20 protein-coding genes are annotated in these 21,313 nt (G+C 69.1%); 13 read left to right on the forward strand and 7 right to left on the reverse strand.

All coding sequences use genetic code 11. From position 1 onward, the window contains the following. Nucleotides 1–92 precede the first annotated feature (92 nt). Nucleotides 93–1,007, forward strand: a complete 915-nt coding sequence (gene argF / locus CHRYSEO8AT_RS07820; protein ID WP_159848697.1) for an ornithine carbamoyltransferase — start codon at nucleotides 93–95, stop codon at nucleotides 1,005–1,007. Nucleotides 1,008–1,064: 57 nt separating this feature from the next. Here the strand turns inward: argF and CHRYSEO8AT_RS07825 are convergent, their stop codons facing one another. Together CHRYSEO8AT_RS07825 and CHRYSEO8AT_RS07830 are read right to left on the reverse strand one after the other, a co-directional pair. Beyond that, complete coding sequence (locus tag CHRYSEO8AT_RS07825) at nucleotides 1,065–1,562, reverse strand: pyridoxamine 5'-phosphate oxidase family protein (RefSeq protein ID WP_159848700.1); 498 nt, start codon at nucleotides 1,560–1,562, stop codon at nucleotides 1,065–1,067. 60 nt (nucleotides 1,563–1,622) lie between these two features. Continuing rightward, nucleotides 1,623–1,841 (reverse strand): hypothetical protein, encoded by a 219-nt coding sequence (locus CHRYSEO8AT_RS07830; RefSeq protein ID WP_159848703.1) that lies wholly within the window; start codon nucleotides 1,839–1,841, stop codon nucleotides 1,623–1,625. Between the two features lie 216 nt (nucleotides 1,842–2,057). Between CHRYSEO8AT_RS07830 and CHRYSEO8AT_RS07835 the strand changes: the two genes are divergently transcribed. The 3 genes from CHRYSEO8AT_RS07835 to CHRYSEO8AT_RS07845 all read left to right on the forward strand — a co-directional run bounded on the left by CHRYSEO8AT_RS07835 (nucleotide 2,058) and on the right by CHRYSEO8AT_RS07845 (nucleotide 6,741). Further along, the gene (locus tag CHRYSEO8AT_RS07835; protein ID WP_236547466.1) at nucleotides 2,058–4,910 is read left to right on the forward strand and encodes a hypothetical protein; all 2,853 of its coding nucleotides are present in this window, start codon (nucleotides 2,058–2,060) and stop codon (nucleotides 4,908–4,910) included. A gap of 98 nt (nucleotides 4,911–5,008) precedes the next feature. Beyond that, nucleotides 5,009–5,932 carry a sulfite exporter TauE/SafE family protein gene (locus CHRYSEO8AT_RS07840; protein ID WP_135193904.1) on the forward strand — a complete coding sequence of 308 codons (924 nt, stop codon included), beginning with the start codon at nucleotides 5,009–5,011 and terminating at the stop codon, nucleotides 5,930–5,932. Next, nucleotides 5,932–6,741 (forward strand): TIGR02186 family protein, encoded by an 810-nt coding sequence (locus CHRYSEO8AT_RS07845; protein ID WP_159848706.1) that lies wholly within the window; start codon nucleotides 5,932–5,934, stop codon nucleotides 6,739–6,741. Before CHRYSEO8AT_RS07840 ends, CHRYSEO8AT_RS07845 begins: the two co-directional genes overlap by 1 nt. Here CHRYSEO8AT_RS07845 and gluQRS read toward each other — a convergent pair. Beyond that, on the reverse strand, nucleotides 6,725–7,585 hold the full coding sequence (gene gluQRS / locus CHRYSEO8AT_RS07850) for a tRNA glutamyl-Q(34) synthetase GluQRS (protein ID WP_159848709.1): 861 nt from the start codon (nucleotides 7,583–7,585) through the stop codon (nucleotides 6,725–6,727). The genes CHRYSEO8AT_RS07845 and gluQRS overlap by 17 nt on opposite strands. A gap of 80 nt (nucleotides 7,586–7,665) precedes the next feature. On the opposite strand from gluQRS, the gene CHRYSEO8AT_RS07855 reads away from it, so the two are divergent. The 4 genes from CHRYSEO8AT_RS07855 to CHRYSEO8AT_RS07870 all read left to right on the forward strand — a co-directional run bounded on the left by CHRYSEO8AT_RS07855 (nucleotide 7,666) and on the right by CHRYSEO8AT_RS07870 (nucleotide 10,078). Beyond that, complete coding sequence (locus tag CHRYSEO8AT_RS07855) at nucleotides 7,666–8,316, forward strand: DNA-3-methyladenine glycosylase (protein ID WP_159848712.1); 651 nt, start codon at nucleotides 7,666–7,668, stop codon at nucleotides 8,314–8,316. Continuing rightward, nucleotides 8,313–8,972, forward strand: a complete 660-nt coding sequence (locus CHRYSEO8AT_RS07860) for a trimeric intracellular cation channel family protein (RefSeq protein ID WP_159848715.1) — start codon at nucleotides 8,313–8,315, stop codon at nucleotides 8,970–8,972. The genes CHRYSEO8AT_RS07855 and CHRYSEO8AT_RS07860 overlap by 4 nt, the downstream gene beginning before the upstream one ends. Before the next feature lie 7 nt (nucleotides 8,973–8,979). Further along, on the forward strand, nucleotides 8,980–9,378 hold the full coding sequence (locus CHRYSEO8AT_RS07865) for an ASCH domain-containing protein (protein ID WP_159848718.1): 399 nt from the start codon (nucleotides 8,980–8,982) through the stop codon (nucleotides 9,376–9,378). A gap of 139 nt (nucleotides 9,379–9,517) precedes the next feature. Then, on the forward strand, nucleotides 9,518–10,078 hold the full coding sequence (locus CHRYSEO8AT_RS07870) for an HNH endonuclease (RefSeq protein ID WP_159848721.1): 561 nt from the start codon (nucleotides 9,518–9,520) through the stop codon (nucleotides 10,076–10,078). Here CHRYSEO8AT_RS07870 and CHRYSEO8AT_RS07875 read toward each other — a convergent pair. The 3 genes from CHRYSEO8AT_RS07875 to CHRYSEO8AT_RS07885 all read right to left on the reverse strand — a co-directional run bounded on the left by CHRYSEO8AT_RS07875 (nucleotide 10,075) and on the right by CHRYSEO8AT_RS07885 (nucleotide 13,946). After that, nucleotides 10,075–10,539: a hypothetical protein gene (locus CHRYSEO8AT_RS07875; RefSeq protein ID WP_159848724.1), complete on the reverse strand. Its 465-nt coding sequence runs from the start codon at nucleotides 10,537–10,539 to the stop codon at nucleotides 10,075–10,077. The genes CHRYSEO8AT_RS07870 and CHRYSEO8AT_RS07875 overlap by 4 nt on opposite strands. 93 nt (nucleotides 10,540–10,632) lie before the next feature. Then, on the reverse strand, nucleotides 10,633–11,397 hold the full coding sequence (gene pdeM, locus CHRYSEO8AT_RS07880; RefSeq protein WP_159848727.1) for a ligase-associated DNA damage response endonuclease PdeM: 765 nt from the start codon (nucleotides 11,395–11,397) through the stop codon (nucleotides 10,633–10,635). Continuing rightward, the gene (locus CHRYSEO8AT_RS07885; protein WP_236547606.1) at nucleotides 11,394–13,946 is read right to left on the reverse strand and encodes a ligase-associated DNA damage response DEXH box helicase; all 2,553 of its coding nucleotides are present in this window, start codon (nucleotides 13,944–13,946) and stop codon (nucleotides 11,394–11,396) included. The genes pdeM and CHRYSEO8AT_RS07885 overlap by 4 nt, the downstream gene beginning before the upstream one ends. 151 nt (nucleotides 13,947–14,097) lie before the next feature. Between CHRYSEO8AT_RS07885 and CHRYSEO8AT_RS07890 the strand changes: the two genes are divergently transcribed. Genes CHRYSEO8AT_RS07890 through hisC form a run of 5 tightly spaced genes read left to right on the forward strand, consistent with a single transcriptional unit; the run spans nucleotide 14,098 to nucleotide 20,342 of the window. After that, a complete protein-coding gene (locus CHRYSEO8AT_RS07890; RefSeq protein WP_159848733.1) occupies nucleotides 14,098–16,953 on the forward strand; it encodes an ATP-dependent DNA helicase in 2,856 nt (951 codons plus the stop codon). A gap of 1 nt (nucleotide 16,954) precedes the next feature. Then, on the forward strand, nucleotides 16,955–17,428 hold the full coding sequence (gene ybaK, locus CHRYSEO8AT_RS07895) for a Cys-tRNA(Pro) deacylase (protein WP_159848736.1): 474 nt from the start codon (nucleotides 16,955–16,957) through the stop codon (nucleotides 17,426–17,428). Between the two features lie 58 nt (nucleotides 17,429–17,486). After that, nucleotides 17,487–18,554, forward strand: a complete 1,068-nt coding sequence (locus CHRYSEO8AT_RS07900) for a DUF2125 domain-containing protein (protein WP_159848739.1) — start codon at nucleotides 17,487–17,489, stop codon at nucleotides 18,552–18,554. Next, a complete protein-coding gene (locus CHRYSEO8AT_RS07905; RefSeq protein ID WP_159848742.1) occupies nucleotides 18,554–19,240 on the forward strand; it encodes a hypothetical protein in 687 nt (228 codons plus the stop codon). The genes CHRYSEO8AT_RS07900 and CHRYSEO8AT_RS07905 overlap by 1 nt, the downstream gene beginning before the upstream one ends. A 13-nt stretch (nucleotides 19,241–19,253) precedes the next feature. Then, on the forward strand, nucleotides 19,254–20,342 hold the full coding sequence (gene hisC / locus CHRYSEO8AT_RS07910; protein WP_159848745.1) for a histidinol-phosphate transaminase: 1,089 nt from the start codon (nucleotides 19,254–19,256) through the stop codon (nucleotides 20,340–20,342). Between the two features lie 168 nt (nucleotides 20,343–20,510). Here the strand turns inward: hisC and CHRYSEO8AT_RS07915 are convergent, their stop codons facing one another. Then, nucleotides 20,511–21,290 (reverse strand): MipA/OmpV family protein, encoded by a 780-nt coding sequence (locus tag CHRYSEO8AT_RS07915; protein ID WP_159848748.1) that lies wholly within the window; start codon nucleotides 21,288–21,290, stop codon nucleotides 20,511–20,513. Nucleotides 21,291–21,313: the final 23 nt, after the last annotated feature.

A 21,313-nucleotide genomic window follows, 5' to 3' on the forward strand; every position in this document is an offset into this window, starting at 1 on the left:
GGTGACCTAATCCAATCCGTTTCTCAGGGCCGGCCCCACCCGGTCCCTGCGGGACCACCCTCCCCGGAGCGGGGAAGGAGAAGGGCGGCTCAATGGTCCGGCACTTCCTCGACATCCACCGGCTCGAAGCGGCCGAACTGCGCGCCATTCTGGACGACGCCCATGCCCGCAAGGCCGCGCGCAAGGGCTGGCCCCAGGGGCGCGCCGATGCCGATGCGCCAGGCCAGGACCGCGTCCTGGCCATGATCTTCGAGAAGAACTCGACCCGCACCCGCTTCAGCTTCGACGCGGCCATTCGTCAGCTGGGCGGGTCGTCGATCATCGCCACCGCCGCCGACATGCAGTTGGGTCGCGGCGAGCCGGTGGAGGACACCGCCCGCGTCCTGTCGCGCATGGTGGACGCCGTGATGATCCGCGCCAACGACCACGAGGATGTCGAGCGTTTCGCCCGCGTCTCGACTGTGCCGGTGATCAACGGCCTGACCGACCGCTCGCACCCCTGTCAGATCCTGGCCGACCTGCAGACGATCGAGGAGCATTCCGGCCCCATCGCCGGCAAGACGATCGCCTGGATCGGCGACGGCAACAACGTCTGCCACAGCTTCATGCACGCGGCGCCCAAGTTCGGCTTCCACTTGAACGTCGCCTGCCCGGCGGAATATCATCCCGATCTGCGCGACCTGGCCAAGGGCGCAAACGCCGTCACCCTGACCAGCGACCCGCGCGAAGCGGTCAAGGGCGCCGATGTCGTCGTCACGGATACCTGGGTCTCGATGGGCGATCAGGACTATGAGGCGCGTCTGGCGGCCTTCGAATCCTATTCGGTGGACGAGGCCCTGATGGCCCTGGCCGATCCTGACGCGGTCTTCCTGCACTGCCTGCCCGCCCACCGCGGCGAGGAAGTCACCGACGCCGTCATCGACGGACCGCGTTCCCTGGTCTGGGACGAGGCCGAGAACCGCATCCACGCCCAGAAGGCCGTGCTGGCTTGGTGTTTCGGCGGCTGAACGAAAAAGGGCGGACCCGATCAGGTCCGCCCTTTCTAACCGAATGGGTTCTGTCGCTTACAGCTTCACGTCCGAGACGCCGCCGACGTCGGGCGTGGACTTGGTGAGGTTGGCCTTGAGGACTTCGTAGCCGAAGCCCAGCGCGCCCTTGTCGGACACCCAGACGCGGCCGTCGTTGGCGTCGAAGCGGACCAGGGTCAGGTGAGGGTCGTCCTTGCCGTCGGGGTACCAGGCGGCGACGACGGGATTCCAGTATTTCTCGATGCGGGCGCGGTCCTGATCCACGGCCAGGCTACCGTGGATGCAGGCCTGAACCTTGCCGTCCTTGGCCTGGTAGCAGAACATGCCGTCCTGGCCGCCGCCGGCCACGTCGCGGGCGAAGTCGGTGTCGTCGCGGGTGAAGAACCAGATGGTGCCGGTCTCTTCCTCGCCATAGCCGGTCATGGGCTGGTGGTGATAGCCGGGCTTGTCCAGGCCCAGCATGCCGGTGTTGGACTCTTTCAGGCTCTTCCAGAATTCCTTTTCCGCCTCGGCGGCGGTCAGTTTGTCGGTCATGCGGCATCTCCTTGCATTGGTTGCAGGATCAACCGACCGAAAGGAAACGGGTTCCTAAGGCTAAGCTCCCGGAATCCATGGCGCGCGTTCGGCGCCGAACAGCGTCGCCAGATGGATCAGCAGCAGCATGGCGATCGCGGCCGACCCGATCATCAGAAACCGCCACGGCATCATGCGCGGCCCCTTCAACGGTTCAGGCGGCCGCGCCCCGCGCCAGCCGGTGAAGACCATGACCGCCAGGGTGAGGGCCAGCAGAATGAGGGTAGTCGTCAAGCTCATGCGCCGCACGTGGCGAAGCCCGCGCCGCTTGGCAAGCGAACCCTTGCCGGGAGGTTAATCTTCACACCGCGTTAACCGAGATGATTCACTAATCCCGGCGTCTGGCGGGCTGTCCACAGGATTGGGAGACCGCCGCTAGATATTGCGGTTAACCATCAGTTTACACCCTCGATATTGACGGTATAGCCTCACTCGTATGGGCCGGGAGACGAATCAGTGAGCGCTGCAGCGCCGTGGAGCGTTAAGGGAATCGATCCCAAGGCTCGTGAGGTCGCAAAGGACCTTGCGCGTCGTTCCGGCATGACGCTGGGTGAATGGCTCAACTCCATGATCATGGAGGATGAGGAGGAGGGTTACGCCACCCTGCCGCGTCGGTCCCAGGCCGCCGACACCTACGAGCGCCGCAACCGCAGCCGCCGTCTCGACGACGCCTATGATGTCGCCGAGGACAACGGGCACCGGATCAGCGCCTCCATCGATGTGATCGCCGCGCGTCTGGAAGCCGCCGAACGCCGCTCGACCGTCGCCATTCAGGGCGTGGATCAGGCGGTCTCCGGCCTGATGCGTCGTCTCGACGGCCAGGAAGTCGAGGCCCAGGGCAATGCCCGCCGTATCGACGACATCGCCGAGGAACTGCGCGAGGGCCATCGCCGTCTGCGCGCCTTCGAACGCGACACCGGCCCGCTGACTCAAGAGGCTTTCGGCAAGGTCGAGACCTCGCTGGGCGCGCTGAGCGGACGCCTCTACGACATCGAGGAACGCCAACGACTGGGCGTCAACGACCTGCGCGAGCGGATGGAGGCGGTCGAAAAGGCCGCCGGCCCCGGCGTCGGCACCGAAATGCTGGCCCAGGTCGGCGCGCGTCTGGACGAAGCCCAGAACCGAACCACCGAAGCGCTGAAGACGCTTGAACGCTCGTTCGCCGAACTGGACCAGCGGATGCGCTCGGCCGAAAGTCGGGTCGAGCCGGAAAGTGCGCGGGATCTCGCGCGGTTCGAAAAGCTGGCCGAAAGCCTGTCGCGCCAGATCGAGAACAATCGCGCCGAAATGATGCAGCGTCTCGACGCCGCCGAGACGGGCGCGCGCATCGACCGCATCGAACGCGCGGTCCAGGCCGTCGGCGACCAGATCAAGACGTCCGAGCAGAAGGGCGCCGTGGGCCTGGAAGCCATGGGCCGCGAAGTGCTTCGGATCGCCCGCAATCTGAACGCCCGGGTCCAGAAGGTCGAAACCGACAGCGACGGTCGCACCGACGCCGTCGCTCGCGCCGTCACCGAGGCCGTCAGCCAGACCATCGAGACCGAGGTCGCGCGTCGCGCCGGTCGCCTGGATCAGGAGTTCGCGCGTCACGTCGATCGCGTCGATCAACGCCTGACCGCCAGCGACGACCGCCACGCAATCGCGTTGGAGAAGCTGGGCGGCGAGATCACCCGCATCTCGGACCAGCTGAGCGACCGCATCGCCCAGTCGGAGCGCCGCTCTCAGCAGGCGCTGGAAGACATCGGCCGGCGCCTGTCGGAAAGCTCGGACAAGATCGAGCAACGCTATGACCGCGCCTCGGGCGAACTGGCCGAGCGGATGCGGATGAGCGAGGAGCGCACCGCCCGCCTGCTGGCCGAGGCGCGCGACAGCATCGACGCGCGCGGTCCCACGCCGATCCGCGACAAGCCGCTCGACAGCGAGCCGGCATGGAGCCCGGCGCGCCCGGTTCTGGAACGCGCCGCGCCGGCAACGATCCAGTCGACCTCCGTCGATGGCGACTGGCGCGCTGCCGCCTTCCCCGACGAGACCTTCACCGACCAGGATGCCTGGTCCAGCGATCCGGTCACGCCCGAAGTCGCCGCCGCCTCGCCTTTCCCGGCGACCGCCTTCGCCGATCCTGAAGCCGACACGGTCACGGCCGAGGCGGACGAAACGCCGGCGCGTCAGGTCGATCCCGATGGCGTCGAACCCATCATCCAGCCCTTCAGCGGCTTCGGCGGCGCCGATGTCGAGGATGCGCTGGAAGCGACCTCGCCCGGCTTCTCGACCGCATCGACCGAGAAGCGCGACGCCCCCGTTCTGGACGCCGACGACGACGATTTCGGCGGCGAGACTGAGTTCGTCGATCCGCGTCGCCTGCGCGCTAGCATGGAAGCCGCAGCCGCCGCCGGTCGCGCCTCTGCGACCCGCAGCACCATCGACGCCGCCCGCGCCGCCATCACGACGCCGCCCGAGCCGGAACCGGCGCCGCGTTCGGGCTTCGGCCTCAAGCGCGGCGGCAAGTCCAAGCTGCAGGAGCGGCTGGACAGGCAGGCGGCCAAGGACGGCTCGACCGTCAAGAAGACCTTCCTGGCCTCGGTCACGGCGGTCGCCCTGACCGGCGGCGTCTATGGCTATCTGTCCCTGACCGACGGCGGCGCGCCAGACTTCGAGCTGCCGAGCTTCGGCGGCGCCCAGGCTGCTGGCCCCGCCATGCCTATCGCCGCCTCGGCCGTGACGCCGACCGGCGTGCGGCCGACCTTCGACCTCGCCGGTCCCGGCGCGGCCGACTACGAAACGGCTATCGGCAAACTGGAGGCCGGCGACAGCACCGGCCTGGACGGCATGAATCGTGCCGCCAACCTGGGCTATGCCCCGGCCCAGACCTATCTGGGTCAGCTCTATCTGGACGGCGCCAACGGCGTGCCCGCCGACCCGGCGCAAAGCCGCCAGTGGGGCCGTCGTGCGGCCGAGGGCGGGGATCCGCGCGGGATGCATCTCTATGGGATGCAGCTCTATGAAGGCGACGGCGGCGCGACCAATCAGGCCGAGGCCCTGACCTGGCTGCTCAACGCCGCCGAGCGCGGTCTGCCGGACAGCCAGTATAATGTTGCGCGCATCTATGAGACCGGCGCCGACGGCGTGGCCAAGAATGCGACCGAAGCCCTGAAGTGGTACATGATCGCCGCGCGCGGTGGGGACTCCGAGGCCCAGGCCGCCGTGACGCGCCTGCGTCCGACGGCCAGCGCCACCGCCCAGCGCGCCGCCCGCACCGCCGCAGACGCCTTTGTGGCCCAGTCCCAACCCGCTTCGCAGGCGACGGGCTAGATTCACGCGCGCCGGGCGGCTATCGGTCGCCCGTCGTCGAACGACCTCGTCCCCGCCTGACGGCGATCCTTTAACCGCTCCAGCCGAAGGCGCGTCCTTTGGACATCTATCTGCCGATCGCCGAGGTTTCGGTGAACTGGCCGACCCTGGTGATCCTGGGGGCGGTGGTCGGATTCGTGTCCGGCCTGTTCGGCATCGGCGGCGGCTTCCTGATGGCCCCGATCCTGGTCTTCCTGGGCATCCCCCCGACCGTCGCCGTCGCCAGCCAGGCCAGCCACGTCGTCGCCTCTTCCACCTCCGGCGTCATCCGCTATGCGGGCGCAGGCGCTGTCGATTTCAAGATGGGTTCGGTCATGGCGGCCGGCGGCGCGGTCGGCGCCCTGGCGGGGGTCGAGCTGTTTCGATATCTGCGCCTGCTGGGCCAGGCCGACCTGGTCGTCGCCGTCTCCTACCTCGTCTTCCTGGGCGCTATCGGCGTCCTGATGCTGAACGAGAGTCTGACCGAGATCCTGCGTCGTCGTCGGGGCCTGCCCGCGCCGCACAAGCAGCGCCGGCGGCCGATGTGGCTGTATGGTCTGCCGCTGAAGATGAAGTTCCCCAAGTCGGGTCTTTATATCAGCGCCCTGCCGCCGTTCGGCCTGGGCGTGTTCGCCGGGGTCCTGTCGGCCATCATGGGGGTCGGCGGCGGCTTCATCCTGGTTCCGGCCATGCTTTATATCCTGCGGATGCGGGCGGGCGCGGTGGTGGGGACCAGCCTGTTCCAGATCATCATCACGACTGCGATCACCACCATCCTTCAGGCCGGCCGCAACCAGACGGTCGATATCGTCCTGTCCACCATCCTGCTGCTGGGCGGCGTGGTCGGCGCCCAGGTCGGCGCCCGGTTCGCCGGTCGTTTCCGTGCCGAGGAGCTGCGCGCGGCGCTGGGGCTGATCGTGCTGCTGGTCGGGATCCAGATGGGGCTGGACCTGTTCGTGCGCCCCAACGACATCTTCATGATCGCGCCGGGGATCGCGGACTGATGCAGGCGCTTCCTCCTCCCCCGCCGGCGATCACAGCCCCGGCCCCGGATCGGTCCGAGGCGACGACGGGCGATCTGCGCGTCGCCGCCGCCTTGACCGACGCCCAAGTCCGGGTCGATTCCAGTTTCACGGGCGCGTCCATCGTCCTGTATGGCGCGGTGTTCAATCCGACGTCCGAACCGGCCGATGTCGTGGTGGTGGTGCGGGGGCCGGACGCGCCGATCCGCCTGGTCAAGAAGACCCGAACCTCGGGCGTCTGGCTGAACAGCCGGCCGGTACTGTTCGAAGGCGCGCCCGGTTTCTATATGACCGCCTCGACCCGCCCGCTCAGCGACATCGCCGACTTCGGCCAGCTGCGCCGCCTGGGCGTCGGGGTCGATCACCTGCGCATCGACGCACCGGAAGAAAGCCGCACTGTCACCCGTTACGGCGTGCGCGACGTGGTCGTCAGCCGGCTGGGCGACGACTATCTGGACTGGCGCCGCGCCGTGATCCGGCTGAAGGAGGCCGCCGCCCTCTACGACACCGATTCTCAAGGAGTGGAGTTCGTGGATCGGGGCCTGTTCCGCGCCGAGGTCGAACTGCCCACCGTCGCCCCTACGGGCAAATACTACGCCGAGGTCTGGCTGTTCCAGAACGGCGAACCGCAGTCGGTCTCCAACCTGACGCTGACGGTCGAGAAGGTCGGGCTGGAGCGCGACATCTACGAGTTCGCCCACCGTCGTCCGTGGCTGTACGGGGTGTTGTGCGTCGTGCTGGCCGCCCTGACCGGCTACGGCGCCTCACGCATCTTCAGTCGCCGGAGCTGAAGCCCAGTTCGGCGCGCAGGGCTTCAACCGTCAATCCGCCCGCCCGCAGTTCGGCCAAGGTGACCGAACGATCGCGCTTGGCGTAGCGCCGCCCGTCCGGTCCCGCCAGCAGCCGGTGATGGCGATAGGTCGGCGCCGGCCAGCCCATCAGCGTCTGGATCAGACAATGCACATGGGTCGCCTCGAACAGGTCCTGGCCCCGGATCACATGGGTCACGCCCTGCAGCCCGTCGTCGTGCGTCACCGCCAGATGATAGGCGACGCCCGTATCCTTGCGCGCCAGCACCACATCGCCCGCCGCCTCGGGATCGACGGCGACGACGCCGGTTTCGCCGTTCGGACCCTCCCCCTCCTCGACGAAGCCCAGGCCGTTCCAGACCGTCTCGCCCAGCGCCTCGCGCGCCCGATCCAGCGACAGCCGCCAGGCGAAGGGCGCGCCCGAGGCCAGCAGCCGCGCCTCTTCATCCGCCGGATGCGGGCCGGGCCGCACCGCCTCCATCGCCCCGTGCGGCGCGTCGCCGATGGCGTTCAGGATTTCCTTACGCGTGCGGAAACACCGATAGAGCAGGCCGCGCGCTCTCAAGCCTTCGATCACGGCGGCGTAGTCGTCCAGATGGTCGGACTGTCGCCGCACCGGCGTCTCCCAAGCCAGACCCAGCCAGGCCAGGTCCTCCAATATCGCCGCCTCATATTCCGGCCTGCACCGCGTCGGGTCGATATCCTCGATCCGCAACACGAACCGCCCGCCCGCCGCCTTCGCCGCGAACCAGGCGGTCAGGGCCGAAAAGGCGTGCCCTTTATGCAAGCGGCCGGTGGGGGAGGGGGCGAAGCGGGTGGTGAACATCGCGATGATCCTAGCGGTTTGCGGCCGTCAACGGCGCCCCCGCTCTTTCCGACAGGCGCGACGAGCCGTAAGCATGACGAATGCCGCTTCAACCCACGCCCCAGGACATCGCCGCCGCGCGCGAAGCGCTGGTCGCCGCCGATCCGGCCATGGCGCGGGTGCATGCGCAGACGCCCGCCTTCGAGTGGCGGCTGCGGGTCGGTGGGTTCGAGGGGCTGTTTCGCATGATCGTGGAGCAGCAGGTGTCGGTGGCCTCGGCCGCCTCGGTCTGGGCGCGGCTGCGGGAGGGGATGGGCGGGATCACGCCCGAGCTGTTGCTGGCGCATGATCTGGACCAACTGCGCGGCATGGGCCTGTCGCGGCAGAAGGCGACCTATGGCCAGGGCATCGCGCGGGCCCAGATCGCCGGCGAAATCGATCTGGAGCATCTGGCCAGTCTCGACGACGAAGCCGCAATCGCCGCCCTGACGGCGTTGAAGGGCGTGGGGCTTTGGACGGCCGAGGCCTATCTGTTGATGTGCGAGGGGCGGCTGGACGTGTTCCCAGGCGGCGACGTGGCGCTGCAGGAGGCGATCCGCTGGGCTGACGGCGCCGATGTGCGACCCGATCAGAAGGGCGCCTACGCCCGCGCCGAGGTTTGGCGGCCCTATCGCGCGGTGGCGACCCATCTGCTGTGGGCCTGGTACACGGGCGTAAAACGCGGCGAGATCTTGCTGGAGGCTGCGCCATGACCCCGCTCGATCCCGTCCTGACCGAACCCCTGCGCAATCCTCAGACCGTGCTGTCGGCGCTGGATTTCGCCGGCGTGGCGGTGTTCGCAGCGACCGGCGCCCTGGCCGCCGCGCGCGAGAAGCATGACGTGGTCACCTTCGCCTTCTTCGGCGCCATCACCGGGGTGGGCGGCGGCACCCTGCGCGACCTGTTGCTGGGCCTGCCCGTCTTCTGGGTGCAGGACTGGCGTTATCTGGCGGTCTGCCTTTTCGCCTCGACGGCCCTGTGGCTGGTGGGCCAGCGCGACTGGCGGTTCCGCGCCCTGCTGTGGCTGGATGCGATCGGTCTGGCGGCCTATGGCGTCATGGGTGCGGCCAAGGCGGAGGCGGCGGGCGCGCCGGCGCTGATCTGCATCGTCATGGGCACGCTGACGGCCTGTTTCGGCGGGGTGGTGCGCGACACGCTGGCGGGCCAGCCCTCGATCCTGCTGCGCCGAGAGATCAACGTCACGGCGGCCATACTGGCGGCGACCGTCTATATGGTGCTGAGGGTGCCCGGCACGCCGATCTGGCCCGCCGCCATCGTCGCGGCCCTGTCAGGTTTCCTGTTGCGCGCAGCAGCCCTGCGTTGGGGCTGGACCCTACCGGGCTTCCCGACACACGCCAGCCGGGCCTGAGCAGGTCATGAGCGAAATCCCCGCCGCTTATCGCGACGCGCCCCGTTGGCCGTTCGGCGACAGCCTGGAACTGGCCGACGAACTGCTGGCCCTGGTGCTGGCGGGCGGCAAGCGGGCCACCTGTTCGTCGCTGGCGGCGTGCGAAGCCGACATCATGCCGACCGTCGGCGAGGTCAGCGTGATCCTGGACGGCGCGGGAACGCCCCACTGCGCCATCCGCACGACCCAGGTCGAGATCATGGCCTTCGAAGACGTCAGCGAAGATTTTGCTCGCGCCGAGGGGGAGGGCGATCTGAGTTACGCATGGTGGCGGGACGCGCACGAGGCCTATTACAGACGCGAAGGCAGCTGGGCGCCGGGCATGAAGGTCGTCTGCGAGCGGTTCGAACTGGTCGAGGTCTTCTGACGCCGCGTCACGAAAACGCTGCACACTGGTCATGGCGATGAGCGGGAATCACGCGTAGGCTGTCGCTGCAAGACTAGGGAAGGAGACGTGTCCTCACCTCTGTCGCCTCGATATCCCCCCGTCCGCGCGGGAGGGCCTGATGCAGGTTCTCCATCGACCGCCCTCCGGCTTTCCCGCCTTGGTGCTGAACGCCGACTTCCGGCCATTGTCTTACTATCCGCTGTCGCTCTGGCCGTGGGAGGAGGCGGTCAAGGCGGTCTATCAGGACCGCGTGGACGTCGTGTCCCTGTATGACAAGGTCGTCCGCTCGCCCTCGATGGAGATGCAGCTTCCCAGCGTGATCGCGCTGCGCAGCTATGTGGACCAGGACCGCAACCCCGCCTTCACCCGCTTCAACGTCTTCCTGCGCGACGGTTTCGCCTGTCAGTACTGTGGGGAATCCAAGGATCTGACCTTCGACCACGTCATCCCCCGCTCGCACGGCGGCCGCACGACCTGGGAGAACATCGTCGCCGCCTGCAGCCCCTGCAACCTGGCCAAGGGCGGCCGCACCCCGCGCCAGGCCATGATGCCGATCCGCCGCGAACCCTATCGCCCCAACGCCTGGCAGCTCCAGGACGCCGGCCGACGTTTCCCGCCCCACTATCTGCACCAGAGCTGGCTCGACTATCTCTACTGGGACATCGAGCTGGAGCCCTAGGGGCGCAGAATGGCGCCCACGGGCGACGGGCCGGTCGAAGCGCGGCGGCGACGCAGGCGGCGGTCCAGGCGGTCGATTTCGGTCAGGGTCAGGTCGGGGTGGCGGCGGAACGACTGGCGCAACTGTTCGATACGGCCGGGCGCCCAGGCCGCCGTGACGCCGGCGGCGCCGGCCAGGAAGTCGACGATGGAGACGCTGCGGCCAGTCAGAGCCTGCAGCAGTTCGATACCGAACGCGGCGGCGATGACATACAGGGCCAGGTCGTCGCGCCGCTGGCTGGGCGCGATCAGGAACAGGCCGCTGGCGACGCCATAGAAGGCGATGACGTGGGCGGCCTTGTCGTTCAGGCCGAAGACCTGCTCCAGCCCCTGGAACGGTCCCAGCATCAGGACGGCCATGCCCAGCGCCGCCAGGGCGAAGCCGAGGCGGGCGGCCATGACGATGCGGCGGGGCGTGAGCATGAGGCGGGCGTCCGTGACGTTGATCCGCCGTCATCCTGCATCGCCGTCCGCCAAGATGCGGTGAAGCGACGTGCTGAACGCTTTACGAACGCCCTATCGCAGCACGGACCAGTCCAGGGCGTGGACCCGGTCTCGCCCGAGGGCGGCGGCCAGGGGCGGGGCGGCGAACAGATCGGCGATGGCGGGATCGCGTACGTTCAATCCGCCGGTGAAGGCGCCGAAGGCCGGAAGGACGATGCGCGATCCGTCCGTGACGAAACACGGCCGCCGCACGCCGCGTCCATAGGCGGCGACCTTGGCGGCGGGATGAAGGTGTCCCGCGACCTCGCCGCGCCGGTCGTCGTGGGCCGTCAACGGTTCCGGCTCGTGCGTCAGGCGAAGCGGGCCCAGGGCCATGTCGCCGACGATTCTGCCGGGCAGGCGGGCCGCCGTGTCGGCATCGCGCGCCATGCTGCGGTTCAGGGCCTCGCGGTCGTGGTTGCCCTCCAGCCACAGCCAGTCGCGCCCCGACGCCAGCCGGTCCAGACGCGCGCGGTCTTCGGCCGCCATGCGGGGAATGGCCTTAGTGTCATGGAAACTGTCGCCCAGCAGCACGACCATGGCCGGGTCCAGTTCGGCGATCTCGGCCTCCAGCTTGTCCAGCGTGGCGCGGCTGTCATAGGGCGGCAGCAGCTGTCCGCGCACGGCGAAGGCGGACCCTTTTTCCAGATGCAGGTCCGCGACGATCAGGGCGCCGTGCGCCGGAACCCAAATGGCCCCGGAACAGCGCAGCACGCAGGCCTCGCCCGCGATCCGCACGCTCAACGACCCGCAGGTCTTGCGGGCAGGCGACAGGGTCTGACGCAGGGCGGCGTTCATGCGGCCCCCGACTGGGTTTGCGGTTCAGCGTCGTCCATGACCTCTGCGATCAGCAGGTCGGCGCTCTCGTCCAGGATCATTTCGGCGGCGTCCCCGCCCACCCGCTCGCGCCCGATCTGGACCAGCACCGGCACGCAGAAGGGCGAGGGCCGCGTCAGGGGCTGATGCCGGATCCGGCCCTCTATCCGCGTCAGCATCTGGCCTAGCCTGGCCACGTCGAGCAGGCCGGAGGCGGCGTCGGCGCGGGCGGTCTTCAGCAGCAGGTGATCGGGTTGGTGGCGGCGCAGCACGTCGTAGATCAGGTCGGTGGAAAAGGTCACCTGGCGGCCGGTCTTCTCGGCGCCGGGCTGGCGGCGCTCGATCAAGCCCGAGATCAGGGCGCAATTGCGGAAGGATCGCTTCATCATGAAGCTTTCCTCCAGCCAGGCCTCCAGATCGTCGCCCAGCATGTCGGACTGGAACAGGGCGTCCAGGTCGATGTCGTCCATCGGCTTGATCGACCAGATGGCCAGCGAATAGTCGGTGACGACGAAGCCCAGCGGACCCACGCCCATCCGGTCCAGCCGCCGCGTCAGCAGCATGCACAGTGTGGTGTGCGCCAGATTGCCCTCGAACGGATAGGCGACGAGGAAATGGCGGCTGCCGCGCGGAAAGGTCTCGACCAGCATGGATTCCGCATTGGGAATGACCGAGCGCGTCTCCTGAAGCTCCAGCCACTCCTGCACGTCGGGCGGCAGGACGCGCCAGTGATCGCGGTCGTGAATCATCGTCCGCACCCGGTCGGCCAGCGAGGTCGACAGCGGGAACTTCGACCCGCCCCAGGACGGGATCTTGGGATCCTTGTCGTTGGCGTGGGTGACCAGGGCGTCGGTGCCGGTGATGCCCTGGAACGCCCAGACCTGGCCGGCGAACAGGAAGGTGTCGCCGGGTGTCAGCTGTTCGAAATACCACTCCTCGGCCTCGCCCACCTTTCGTCCGCCGATCAACTGGCGCGACGCCCCGCCCCGGCGGCTGGCGACGCGCACGTTCAGGGTTCCGGCCGAGACGATGGCCCCGACGTTCATGCGGTGGCGTTGGGCGATGTGCTGGTTGCGGACCTTCCAGCGGCCATCCTGGGTTCTGACGATGCGGGCGAACCGGTCATAGGTGCGCAGGGCATATCCGCCGGTGGCGACGAAATCGACCACCTCCTCGAACTGCTCCCACGTCAGGTCGCGATAGGGACCGCAGCCGGTGATCTCGTCGTACAGGGCCTGCATGTCGAAGGCCTCCGAACAGGCCACGCCCATCACGTGCTGCGCCAGGGTGTCGAGGGTGCCGATATGGACCGGCTCCCAGTCGAAGGCGTTGTCGGCCACCGCCTCGCGCGCCGCCTGGCATTCCAGCATCTCGAACCGGCTGGCGGGCACCAGCAGGGCGCGCGACGGCTCATCCAGCCGGTGGTTGGCGCGGCCGATCCGCTGGACCAGGCGGCTCGATCCCTTCGGCGCCGCCATCTGGATGACCAGGTCCACGTCGCCCCAGTCGATGCCCAGATCCAGCGTCGAGGTGCAGACCACGGCCCGCAGATCGCCCCGCGCCATCGCCGCCTCGATCTTGCGCCGCTGCTCGGCGGCCAACGAGCCGTGGTGCAGACCGATGGGCAGGTTCTCGTCGTTGATCGCCCACAGCTGCTGGAACACGAACTCCGACTGCCAGCGGGTGTTGACGAAGATCAGCGCCAGGGTCGATCGCTGGATGGCGGAGTAGACTTCCGGGATGGCATGCTGGCCCGTGTGGCCCGCCCACGGCACCTTGCCCTCGGAGATCAGCACGTCGATGACGGCGGGGGCGCCGGGGTCGCCACGGACCAGTTGGACGGCGTCCAGAGCCCCTCCACCCCTGGCTTCGCCAGCGGTCCCCCTCCCCATTTCATGGAGAGGAGACGATGCGGCATCTGTCTCCTCCCCGCTGTGCGGGGAGGGGGACCGCGAAGCGGTGGAGGGGCTCTCTGTGTTCGCATCACCCGGCGCCAACCACCCCCGGATCAGATCGGGATCCTCGATGGTCGCGCTCAGACCCACGCGCCGCATCCCTGGCGAAAAGCTCTGCAACCGCCCCAGCCCCAGCGACAGCAGGTCGCCGCGCTTGCCGCTCCAGATCGCATGCACCTCGTCCAGCACGACGCATTTCAGGTCGGCGAAATAGGATCGCGCCCCCTCCCAGGCGCAGAACAGGGCCAACTGCTCGGGCGTGGTCAGCAGGATGTCGGGCGGAAAATCGCGTTGCCGCTGACGCTTGGACTGCTTCGTGTCGCCGGTCCGCGTCTCGACGTGGATGTTCAGCCCGATCTCTCGGATCGGCGTCATCAGATTACGCTCGACGTCGGTGGTCAGCGCCTTCAGCGGTGATAGATACAGCGTATGCACCCCCGACCCCGGCCCGGTCGCCGGCCTTGGCCCGCGCTCCGCCAGTTCGATCAGGCTGGGCAGAAACCCCGCCAGCGTCTTGCCCCCGCCGGTCGGTGCGACCAGCAGCGCATGCCGGCCCGCTTCACCCGCCGCGACCATCTCCAACTGATGCCGCCGAGGCGACCAGCCGCGCAACGCGAACCAGTCGGCGAACAGGGGCGGAAGCGTTGCGGGAGCGGCGGCGGTCGTCACGAAGCCGATATAGCATGTTCCCGTTCCGTTTCAGCCCCGAGGTCGCTATCTATCGACCGTGTCCGACGAATCCGTCATCGCTGAAACCCGCCTGACCGGCGCCGAGCCGTGGGCGGGACTGCCGCCGGCGCTCGCCACGCCGCCCGGCGCGGGTGCGGTATGCGACGAGGCGGGTGCGAGGAAGATTGGGCGCGGGGCGGCTGAGGGCGTGTTCACAACCGGGCCGGTCATTGTGGCGCACGCCTCGCTGACGGCGCGGCGGCTGGGGCTGACACCGCCGCCGAGGTCGCCCGAGTTGATGGATGTGCTCGAGCTTTACGCCTTCGTGCGGCCGGCGCGGTTCTGCGCGCCGTCGCCAACGGGGCTGGCCCTGTCGCTGGGGCTGGCCGAGCCGAAGTCGGCGGAGGAACAGGCGGCGGCCCTGCGCGAGGCGGCGGGCCTGCTGCTGCGAGAACTGACCGAGCCGGCCTATCCCGAACGCGAGGCGGCGTATGTCCTGGCCCTGACGATGCAGCGGGCGGGCTGGGCCTGGGGCGAGCGGGTGGTTCAGGCGCTGGAGGCCGGCGGCGTGCGGGCGCGCCAGCATCGCGGGTCGGGCCTGGACGTCTGGTCGCGCCTGACCGAATGGGAGGACGAGGCGCCGCGCGGCGAGGCGGGCTCGGCCCCGGTCGACAGCGAGAGCGCGCGCATCCGGCTGGAGAAACTGCTTCAGGCCTCGGGCCTGGACGAGACACGGCCGACCCAATCGGATTACGCGGCCGAGGCCGCCTTCGCCTTTTCGCCGCGCAACGAGGAGGGGCGACCCCGTGTTCTGCTGGCCGAGGCGGGGACCGGCACGGGCAAGACCCTGGGCTATCTGGCGTCCGCCTCGCTGTGGGCCGAGCGGAACCAGGGGGCGGCGTGGATCTCGACCTATACCCGCGCCCTGCAGCGCCAGATCGACCGGGAGAGCCATTCGCTGTGGCCCGATCCGGCCGAGCGCAAGAAGAAGGCGGTGATCCGCAAGGGGCGCGAGAACTATCTGTGCGTCCTGAACCTGCAGGACATGGTCCAGGCGGCCCAGCTGGGGAACGGCGACCTGATCGGTCTGGCGCTGGCCGGGCGATGGGCGCTGCATACGCGCGACGGGGACATGACGGGCGGCGACTTCCCCGGCTGGCTGCCCGGCCTGTTCGCCATGCCGGCGGCCCATGCGGCGGGGGCGGCGAACCTGGTGGATCGGCGCGGCGAATGCGTCCACGCCGCCTGTCCGCACTACCGCACCTGTTTCGTGGAGAAGACCATTCGCGCCAGCCGCCGTGCCGACCTGGTCATCGCCAACCATGCTCTGGTCCTGACCCAGGCGGCGTTCGACGGCGCGCGGTCGGCGCGAGGTCAGAAGCAGGACGGCGAGACGGCGGCCCTGAAGCGCATCGTCTTCGACGAGGGCCACCATTTGTTCGATGCGGCCGACAGCGCCTTTTCCGCCTGTCTGTCGGGCCAGGAGGCGGCCGAACTGCGCCGCTGGATCCGCGGGCCGGAAGGGCGGGGGCGTCGCGGGCGTGGGCTGGAACAGCGGCTGGGCGACATGGTCGGGGACAATGAGGCGGCGCTGAAGGCGCTTCAGGACGCCATCCGCGCCTCGGCTGCGCTGCCGGGCGAAGGCGTGTCCGGCCGCGTCGCTCCGGCTTCGGGCGAGGTCAACCCCATCGGCCCGATCGAGGCCTTTCTGGCCGCCGCCCTGGATCAACTGCGCGCCCGCACCGCCGAGACCAACACCTATGGCGGGCCAGAGTTCGGCATGGAATGCGCGCTGAAGCCCGTCACCGATCCGGTCGCCGAAACCGCCCGCGCGGCGGCCCAGGCCCTGGCCGCCATCGAGGCCCCGCTGCTGGCCCTGTCGCGGCATCTGGAGGACATTCTCGACGACGAGGCGGCCGAGCTGGACGGCTCGCAGCGGTCGCGGATCGAGGGGGCGTTGCGCGGTCTGGACCGGCGCGCGCGCATGACCCTGCCGGGATGGCGGTCCATGCTGGCGGCGCTGGAGGACGGGGGCGATCAGCCCGATCCCGACTTCGTCGACTGGCTGTCGGCCGAGACGGCGTTCGGCCGCATCCACGACGTGGCCCTGCGTCGTCACTGGATCGACCCGACCGTGCCGCTGGAGGCCGCCGTGATCGTGCCGTCGCACGGGGTGCTGGTGACCTCGGCGACCCTGTCGGATCCGATGCAGGAGGACCCGTTCGACCTGGCGCGGATGCGGACCGGATCGGCCCGTCTGATCGATCCGCCGCGCACCCTGAAGGTCGAAAGCCCGTTCGACTATGCGGCCAACAGCCGGGTCATCGTCGTCAACGACCTGGTCAAGGACGATCCACGCCAGACGGCGGCGGCGATGCGCGAACTGTTCCTGGCGGCAGGGGGCGGGGGGCTGGGCCTGTTCACCGCCATCCGCCGGCTGAAGGCGGTCTATGAGCGGCTGGGGCCGGATCTGGCGAAGTCGGGCCTGCCTCTGTACGCCCAGCACGTCGATCCGCTGGAGGTCGGGGCGCTGGTGGACATGTTCCGGGTCGAGGAGAACTCTTGCCTGCTGGGCACCGACGCCGTGCGCGACGGGGTGGACGTGCCGGGTCGCAGCCTGCGCGTTCTGGCCTTCGACCGCGTGCCGTGGCCTCGCCCGGACCTGCTGCACAAGGCGCGGCGCGAACGGCTGGGTGGGAAGGGGTATGACGACGCCCTGGCCCGCGCCCGTATCGCTCAGGCCTTCGGGCGGCTGATCCGGCGCGGCGACGACAAGGGGGTCTTCCTGATGCTGGACGCCGCCACGCCGACGCGGCTGTTCGCCAGCCTGCCGCCGGGCACCGAGGTCCAGCGTATGGGCCTGGCCGATGCGGTGGAACTGACCCGCAGCTTCCTGAACCCCGAGACGACCTGAGATGTCGAAGACCACGCCCGCGACCGTCGCCCTGACCAAGGCCGGCGTCGCCTTCGATCTGTTCCCCTACGACTATGATCCCGATGCGCCGCGCGTGGGGTTGCAGGCCGCCGAGGCCCTCGGGATTGCGCCCGAGCAGGTGTTCAAGACGCTGATGGTCCTGATCGACGGCGCGCCCGCCTGCGTCATCGTGCCGTCCGACTGCGAGGTCAGCATGAAGAAGCTGGCGGCGGTGCTGGGGGGCAAATCGGCCCAGATGATGAAGCCCGCCGACGCCGAACGGCTGACGGGCTACAGGGTCGGCGGGGTCAGCCCGTTTGGTCAGCGCAAGTCCGTGCCCACCGCGATGGACGAGACGGCGATCCTGTTCGATCAGGTGCTGATCAATGCAGGCCAGCGCGGGCTGTTGCTGGGCTTACCGCCGGAGGATGCGCGCAGCGTCGCGGATGCGGTGCTGGCTGATCTGACGGCCTAGAACGCCTTATCCCCGCGCCGTTCGTTGCGCTATAGGACCGCCGAACACCGGAGTTTTCATGACCGACGCCACGACCAAGCGACCCAGCCGCAAGGGCCTTTATGCGCCCTTCATCCTCGTGCTGATCGCCTTGGCGGCCTGGACCGGCTGGTGGGTCTTTCTGACGCGCCAGATCGACACGCGGCTTGAGGCCCAGGTCCAGACCCTGCGTCAGGACGGGTGGGACGTGCGGTTCGCGGGCAAGACCATCACCGGCTGGCCCTTCCGCGCGCGTGTCGGCCTGACCCAGCTGGTGGTCGAGACGCCGTCGGGTCACGCGATCAATGCGGCCGAACTGAACGCCGAGGCCAATGCCTATCAGCCGACAAAATGGGTGGTGGTGGCGCCGCAGGGGCTGATGCTGACCCGCGCCGGCAAGGGCGAGGTCGCGGTCAAGGGCGACGCGATCCGCATGAGCGCCAGCGGCATAGACCAGCGCTGGCCCAATCTGGCGCTGGAGATGGTCAATCCGGTCTTTACGACCCAGACCGGCGCCGAACCCTTTCCCATCGCGCGCGCCGCGCGGATCGAATTTTACGCCCGGCCGCATCTGGAAGGCTCGACGGCGCCCACCGACGACGTCGATGTCATGTTCCGCCTGGTGGACGGCCAGGGGCGCGCCGACGGCCCGGTCGAAGGCTTCGCCCAGGACGGCCGCCTGACCACCCAGCTTGAGGCCGTGATCGGCCAGGCCAGCCTGTTGAAAACCGGCGGCGATGCGGCCGGGGTCTTCTCGGCCTGGACGAAGGCAGGCGGGACGTTCCGCAATGTGCGCGGCGACCTGCAGGCGGGGGACAGCCGCGCGACCCTCAGCAGCGCCGTGTTGCGCGCCGATGCGAACGGCCGCCTGACGGGTCAGGTGGAACTGCAGGCGCAGAAGCCTCTGCCCGCGCTGGCCGGTCTGATGGCGACGCGGCAGGGGCCGGTCAACCGGATCGGCGCGGCCGGGGCCGCTGCTGCGGCGGGCGCCGCCCAAGCAACAGGAAAGGCGACGGGCCAGGAGCAACTGCCCCTGACGCTGGTGTTCCGCGACGGCCGCACCTGGCTCGGGCCCTTCCCCCTGGCCCCGGCGCCCAAGCTGTTCTGATGGCCCTGTTGAACGAACCCGAGACGAACGAGGCCTTGCTGGCGCTGGACCGCGCCCTGGTCGAGGCGGTGAAGGCACGCGTGGCGGCGGGGCCGCGCGACCGGGCCGACGCCTCGGCCATCGCCTTGCGCCAGTTGCTGGACGGCGCGTCGCCTTCCGAAGCGGGGGCCGTCAAGGCGGTGTGGGGCCGGCTGGAGGTCGCCACCGGCCCGGCGCTGGTCGTCTGCGGCGGCCTGGCCCAGGCTCTGGCGGTCGATCGCTACGGCCTGGGATCTCGCCCGATGTCGGCGGACGACGCCTTGAAGGCGGTCGAGGCCGGGTCGCGCGCGGTGATCGACCTGACGCCCGACCGGCCGTGGTGGGGGCGTCTGCTGGCCCGGCCCGAGCTGAAGATCGTCGGCGCCTTGCCGGACGACCGACGCGGCCGGCCCCAGGCCTTTGTGGTGTCGAAGGAAACCTCCGGCCCGACCGGCGACGACCGCAGCTTCTGGGTCACCGACAGCGGCTGGTCCGAGACCAAGATCGTCGAGGCCCTGGGCGAGGCCGGACTGGTCGCCGATCCGTTGGCGGCGGCGGGCGGCTTGAAGCTGTTCATGCTGACGGGCTATGTGCAGCCCGAGGACGGGCGGCTGAAGACCGCGCCCGGCCGCCTGAACGGCGTCATCGGCGCCGCCCCCATCTATTAGTTCAAGGTTTCCCATGACCGACGCGCCCGCCCCCAAGCCCGGCATCCTCGACATCGCCCCCTATGTCGGCGGCAAGTCGTTCATCGCCGGCGTCGCCGAGCCGTTGAAGCTGTCCTCGAATGAGAACATGCTGGGCGCGGGCGAAAAGGCGCGGTCCGCCTATGAAGCCGCGATCAAGAACATCCACGTCTATCCCGACGGCCGGGCGACCAAGCTGCGCGATGCGGCGGCCGAGATCCACGGGCTGGAGCCTGAACGCCTGATCTTCGGCAATGGCTCGGACGAGGTTTTCGCCCTGCTGAACCAGACCTATCTGACGGCCGGCGACAACATCGTCTGCGGCCAGTACGGCTTCCTGGCCTACCGGATCAGCGCCCTGGGCTGCGAGGCCCAGGTCAAGCTGGCGCCTGAGCCGAACTTCAAGGTCGAGGTCGATGCGCTGCTGGCCCAGGTCGATGACCGGACCAAGATCGTCTATGTTTCCAACCCGTCGAACCCGACCGGCAGCTACAATACGGGCGAGGAAATTCGCCGCCTGCACGCCGCCCTGCCGGCCCACGTCATCCTGGTCGTGGACGAGGCCTATGCGGAATATGTAACCGAGGCCGATTGGGAGACCGCATTCCCGCTGGCCCGCGACGCACAGAACATCGTCGTCACCCGCACCTTCTCCAAGATCCACGGCCTGGGCGGTCTGCGCATCGGCTTCGGCTATGCGCCGCTGAAGGTCGCCGAGGCCATCGACCGCATCCGCCTGCCGTTCAACGTCTCGGTGCCAGGCGTCGACGCCGCGACCGCCGCCCTGTTCGACGAGGCGCACCAGACGGCGTCGCGCGACCTGGTGTCGAACTGGAAGCCGCGCCTGACCCAGGCCCTGCGCGGCTTCGGCCTGGAGGTGCTGCCCAGCGCCGGCAACTTCGTGCTGGTGATGTTCGATGGCGCCGAACGCGCCGCCGCCGCCAACGAATACCTCAACACCAAGGGCATCATCGTGCGCCCCGTCGGCGGCTACGGCCTGCCCCAGGCCCTGCGCATCACCATCGGCACGGAAGACCAGAACCGCGCCGTGATCGACGCGCTGAGCGAGTTCGCGGCGAGCTGACGCAATCGTCTCCTCCCCGCGAAGCGGGGAGGGGGACCGTGTAGCGGTGGAGGGGCTCTTCAAGCCCACAGACGCCTGTCCTGTATTGCAGAGCCCCTCCGTCACGGCGCGAAGACGCGCCGTGCCACCTCCCCATCGCTGCGCGATAGGGAGGAGACGGATCGACCGTCAGTCCGCGCTGGAAAACCGCACTACGCCGATCAGGCCGGCGCGCCAGATGCCTTCGTCGTCGACCAGGGGGCTGTCCTTGGTGTCGCCAAGGCGCTGCTCATAGTTGACGAAGCCGCCCAGACCGAAACGCTTGCCGACCGGAATGGCCAGGAAGGCGACGGCGCCCGCGCCCGACAGGCCGCCTGACGCCTCGTAGGGTTGATAGCCGCTGCCCGGCGCCTGCTCGGTCGTGATGCCGTAATAGCGTTGCAGGCGCTTGTCGTCGCCGCCGGTGACGTAGCCGCTGACCCGCAGCAGGCCGACCGGCGTCACGCGTTGATGGCCGACCGAGGCGAAATACTGCATTCCGGCGTCGTCGCCCGAGACGTCCTGGGCGATGCGGCCGCCGACCACGATCCCGCCGAACCGCTTGTAGGCATACAGGGCGGCGTCAGCGCCCAGACCCGGGCGTTCCAGGCTGGAACCCTCGATGTCGCCGGCCGAGAAGCGCGGGCGAAGTTGGACCCCGGCGCGCAAGTCGTCGCTCTTGACCGCATTCCAGCCCACGCCGTCCAGCCCGTTGGCATAAACCACGTCCTTGTAGTTGGCCGAACCCCAGGCGGTGTAGTTGATGTCGTCGCCGGTATTGCCCGTCGCGCTGAAGCCGTGGGTGATCCCGCCGCCGACCTCGACCCGCCAGGTCTTGGGGGCCTCGACCTGCTCATAGGGCTGCGACTGGGCCAGGGCGGAGCCGGCCACGGCGGCGAAGGCGACGGAGAGCAGAAGGGGGCGAAGCATCGGGCGTTTCCATGATTTGCGCC

The sequence above is a fragment of the Brevundimonas sp. G8 genome (assembly GCF_902506205.1).
GTDB lineage: Bacteria > Pseudomonadota > Alphaproteobacteria > Caulobacterales > Caulobacteraceae > Brevundimonas.

Bases quoted from the DNA above. Each gene is read 5' to 3' on its own strand.
- argF (WP_159848697.1), top strand. From the start codon at position 93: ATGGTCCGGCACTTCCTCGACATCCACCGGCTCGAAGCGGCCGAACTG.
- CHRYSEO8AT_RS07825 (WP_159848700.1), bottom strand. From the start codon at position 1,562: ATGACCGACAAACTGACCGCCGCCGAGGCGGAAAAGGAATTCTGGAAG.
- CHRYSEO8AT_RS07830 (WP_159848703.1), bottom strand. From the start codon at position 1,841: ATGAGCTTGACGACTACCCTCATTCTGCTGGCCCTCACCCTGGCGGTC.
- CHRYSEO8AT_RS07845 (WP_159848706.1), top strand. From the start codon at position 5,932: ATGCAGGCGCTTCCTCCTCCCCCGCCGGCGATCACAGCCCCGGCCCCG.
- gluQRS (WP_159848709.1), bottom strand. From the start codon at position 7,585: ATGTTCACCACCCGCTTCGCCCCCTCCCCCACCGGCCGCTTGCATAAA.
- CHRYSEO8AT_RS07855 (WP_159848712.1), top strand. From the start codon at position 7,666: ATGCCGCTTCAACCCACGCCCCAGGACATCGCCGCCGCGCGCGAAGCG.
- CHRYSEO8AT_RS07860 (WP_159848715.1), top strand. From the start codon at position 8,313: ATGACCCCGCTCGATCCCGTCCTGACCGAACCCCTGCGCAATCCTCAG.
- CHRYSEO8AT_RS07865 (WP_159848718.1), top strand. From the start codon at position 8,980: ATGAGCGAAATCCCCGCCGCTTATCGCGACGCGCCCCGTTGGCCGTTC.
- CHRYSEO8AT_RS07870 (WP_159848721.1), top strand. From the start codon at position 9,518: ATGCAGGTTCTCCATCGACCGCCCTCCGGCTTTCCCGCCTTGGTGCTG.
- CHRYSEO8AT_RS07875 (WP_159848724.1), bottom strand. From the start codon at position 10,539: ATGCTCACGCCCCGCCGCATCGTCATGGCCGCCCGCCTCGGCTTCGCC.
- pdeM (WP_159848727.1), bottom strand. From the start codon at position 11,397: ATGAACGCCGCCCTGCGTCAGACCCTGTCGCCTGCCCGCAAGACCTGC.
- CHRYSEO8AT_RS07885 (WP_236547606.1), bottom strand. From the start codon at position 13,946: ATGGTCGCGGCGGGTGAAGCGGGCCGGCATGCGCTGCTGGTCGCACCG.
- ybaK (WP_159848736.1), top strand. From the start codon at position 16,955: ATGTCGAAGACCACGCCCGCGACCGTCGCCCTGACCAAGGCCGGCGTC.
- CHRYSEO8AT_RS07900 (WP_159848739.1), top strand. From the start codon at position 17,487: ATGACCGACGCCACGACCAAGCGACCCAGCCGCAAGGGCCTTTATGCG.
- CHRYSEO8AT_RS07905 (WP_159848742.1), top strand. From the start codon at position 18,554: ATGGCCCTGTTGAACGAACCCGAGACGAACGAGGCCTTGCTGGCGCTG.
- hisC (WP_159848745.1), top strand. From the start codon at position 19,254: ATGACCGACGCGCCCGCCCCCAAGCCCGGCATCCTCGACATCGCCCCC.
- CHRYSEO8AT_RS07915 (WP_159848748.1), bottom strand. From the start codon at position 21,290: ATGCTTCGCCCCCTTCTGCTCTCCGTCGCCTTCGCCGCCGTGGCCGGC.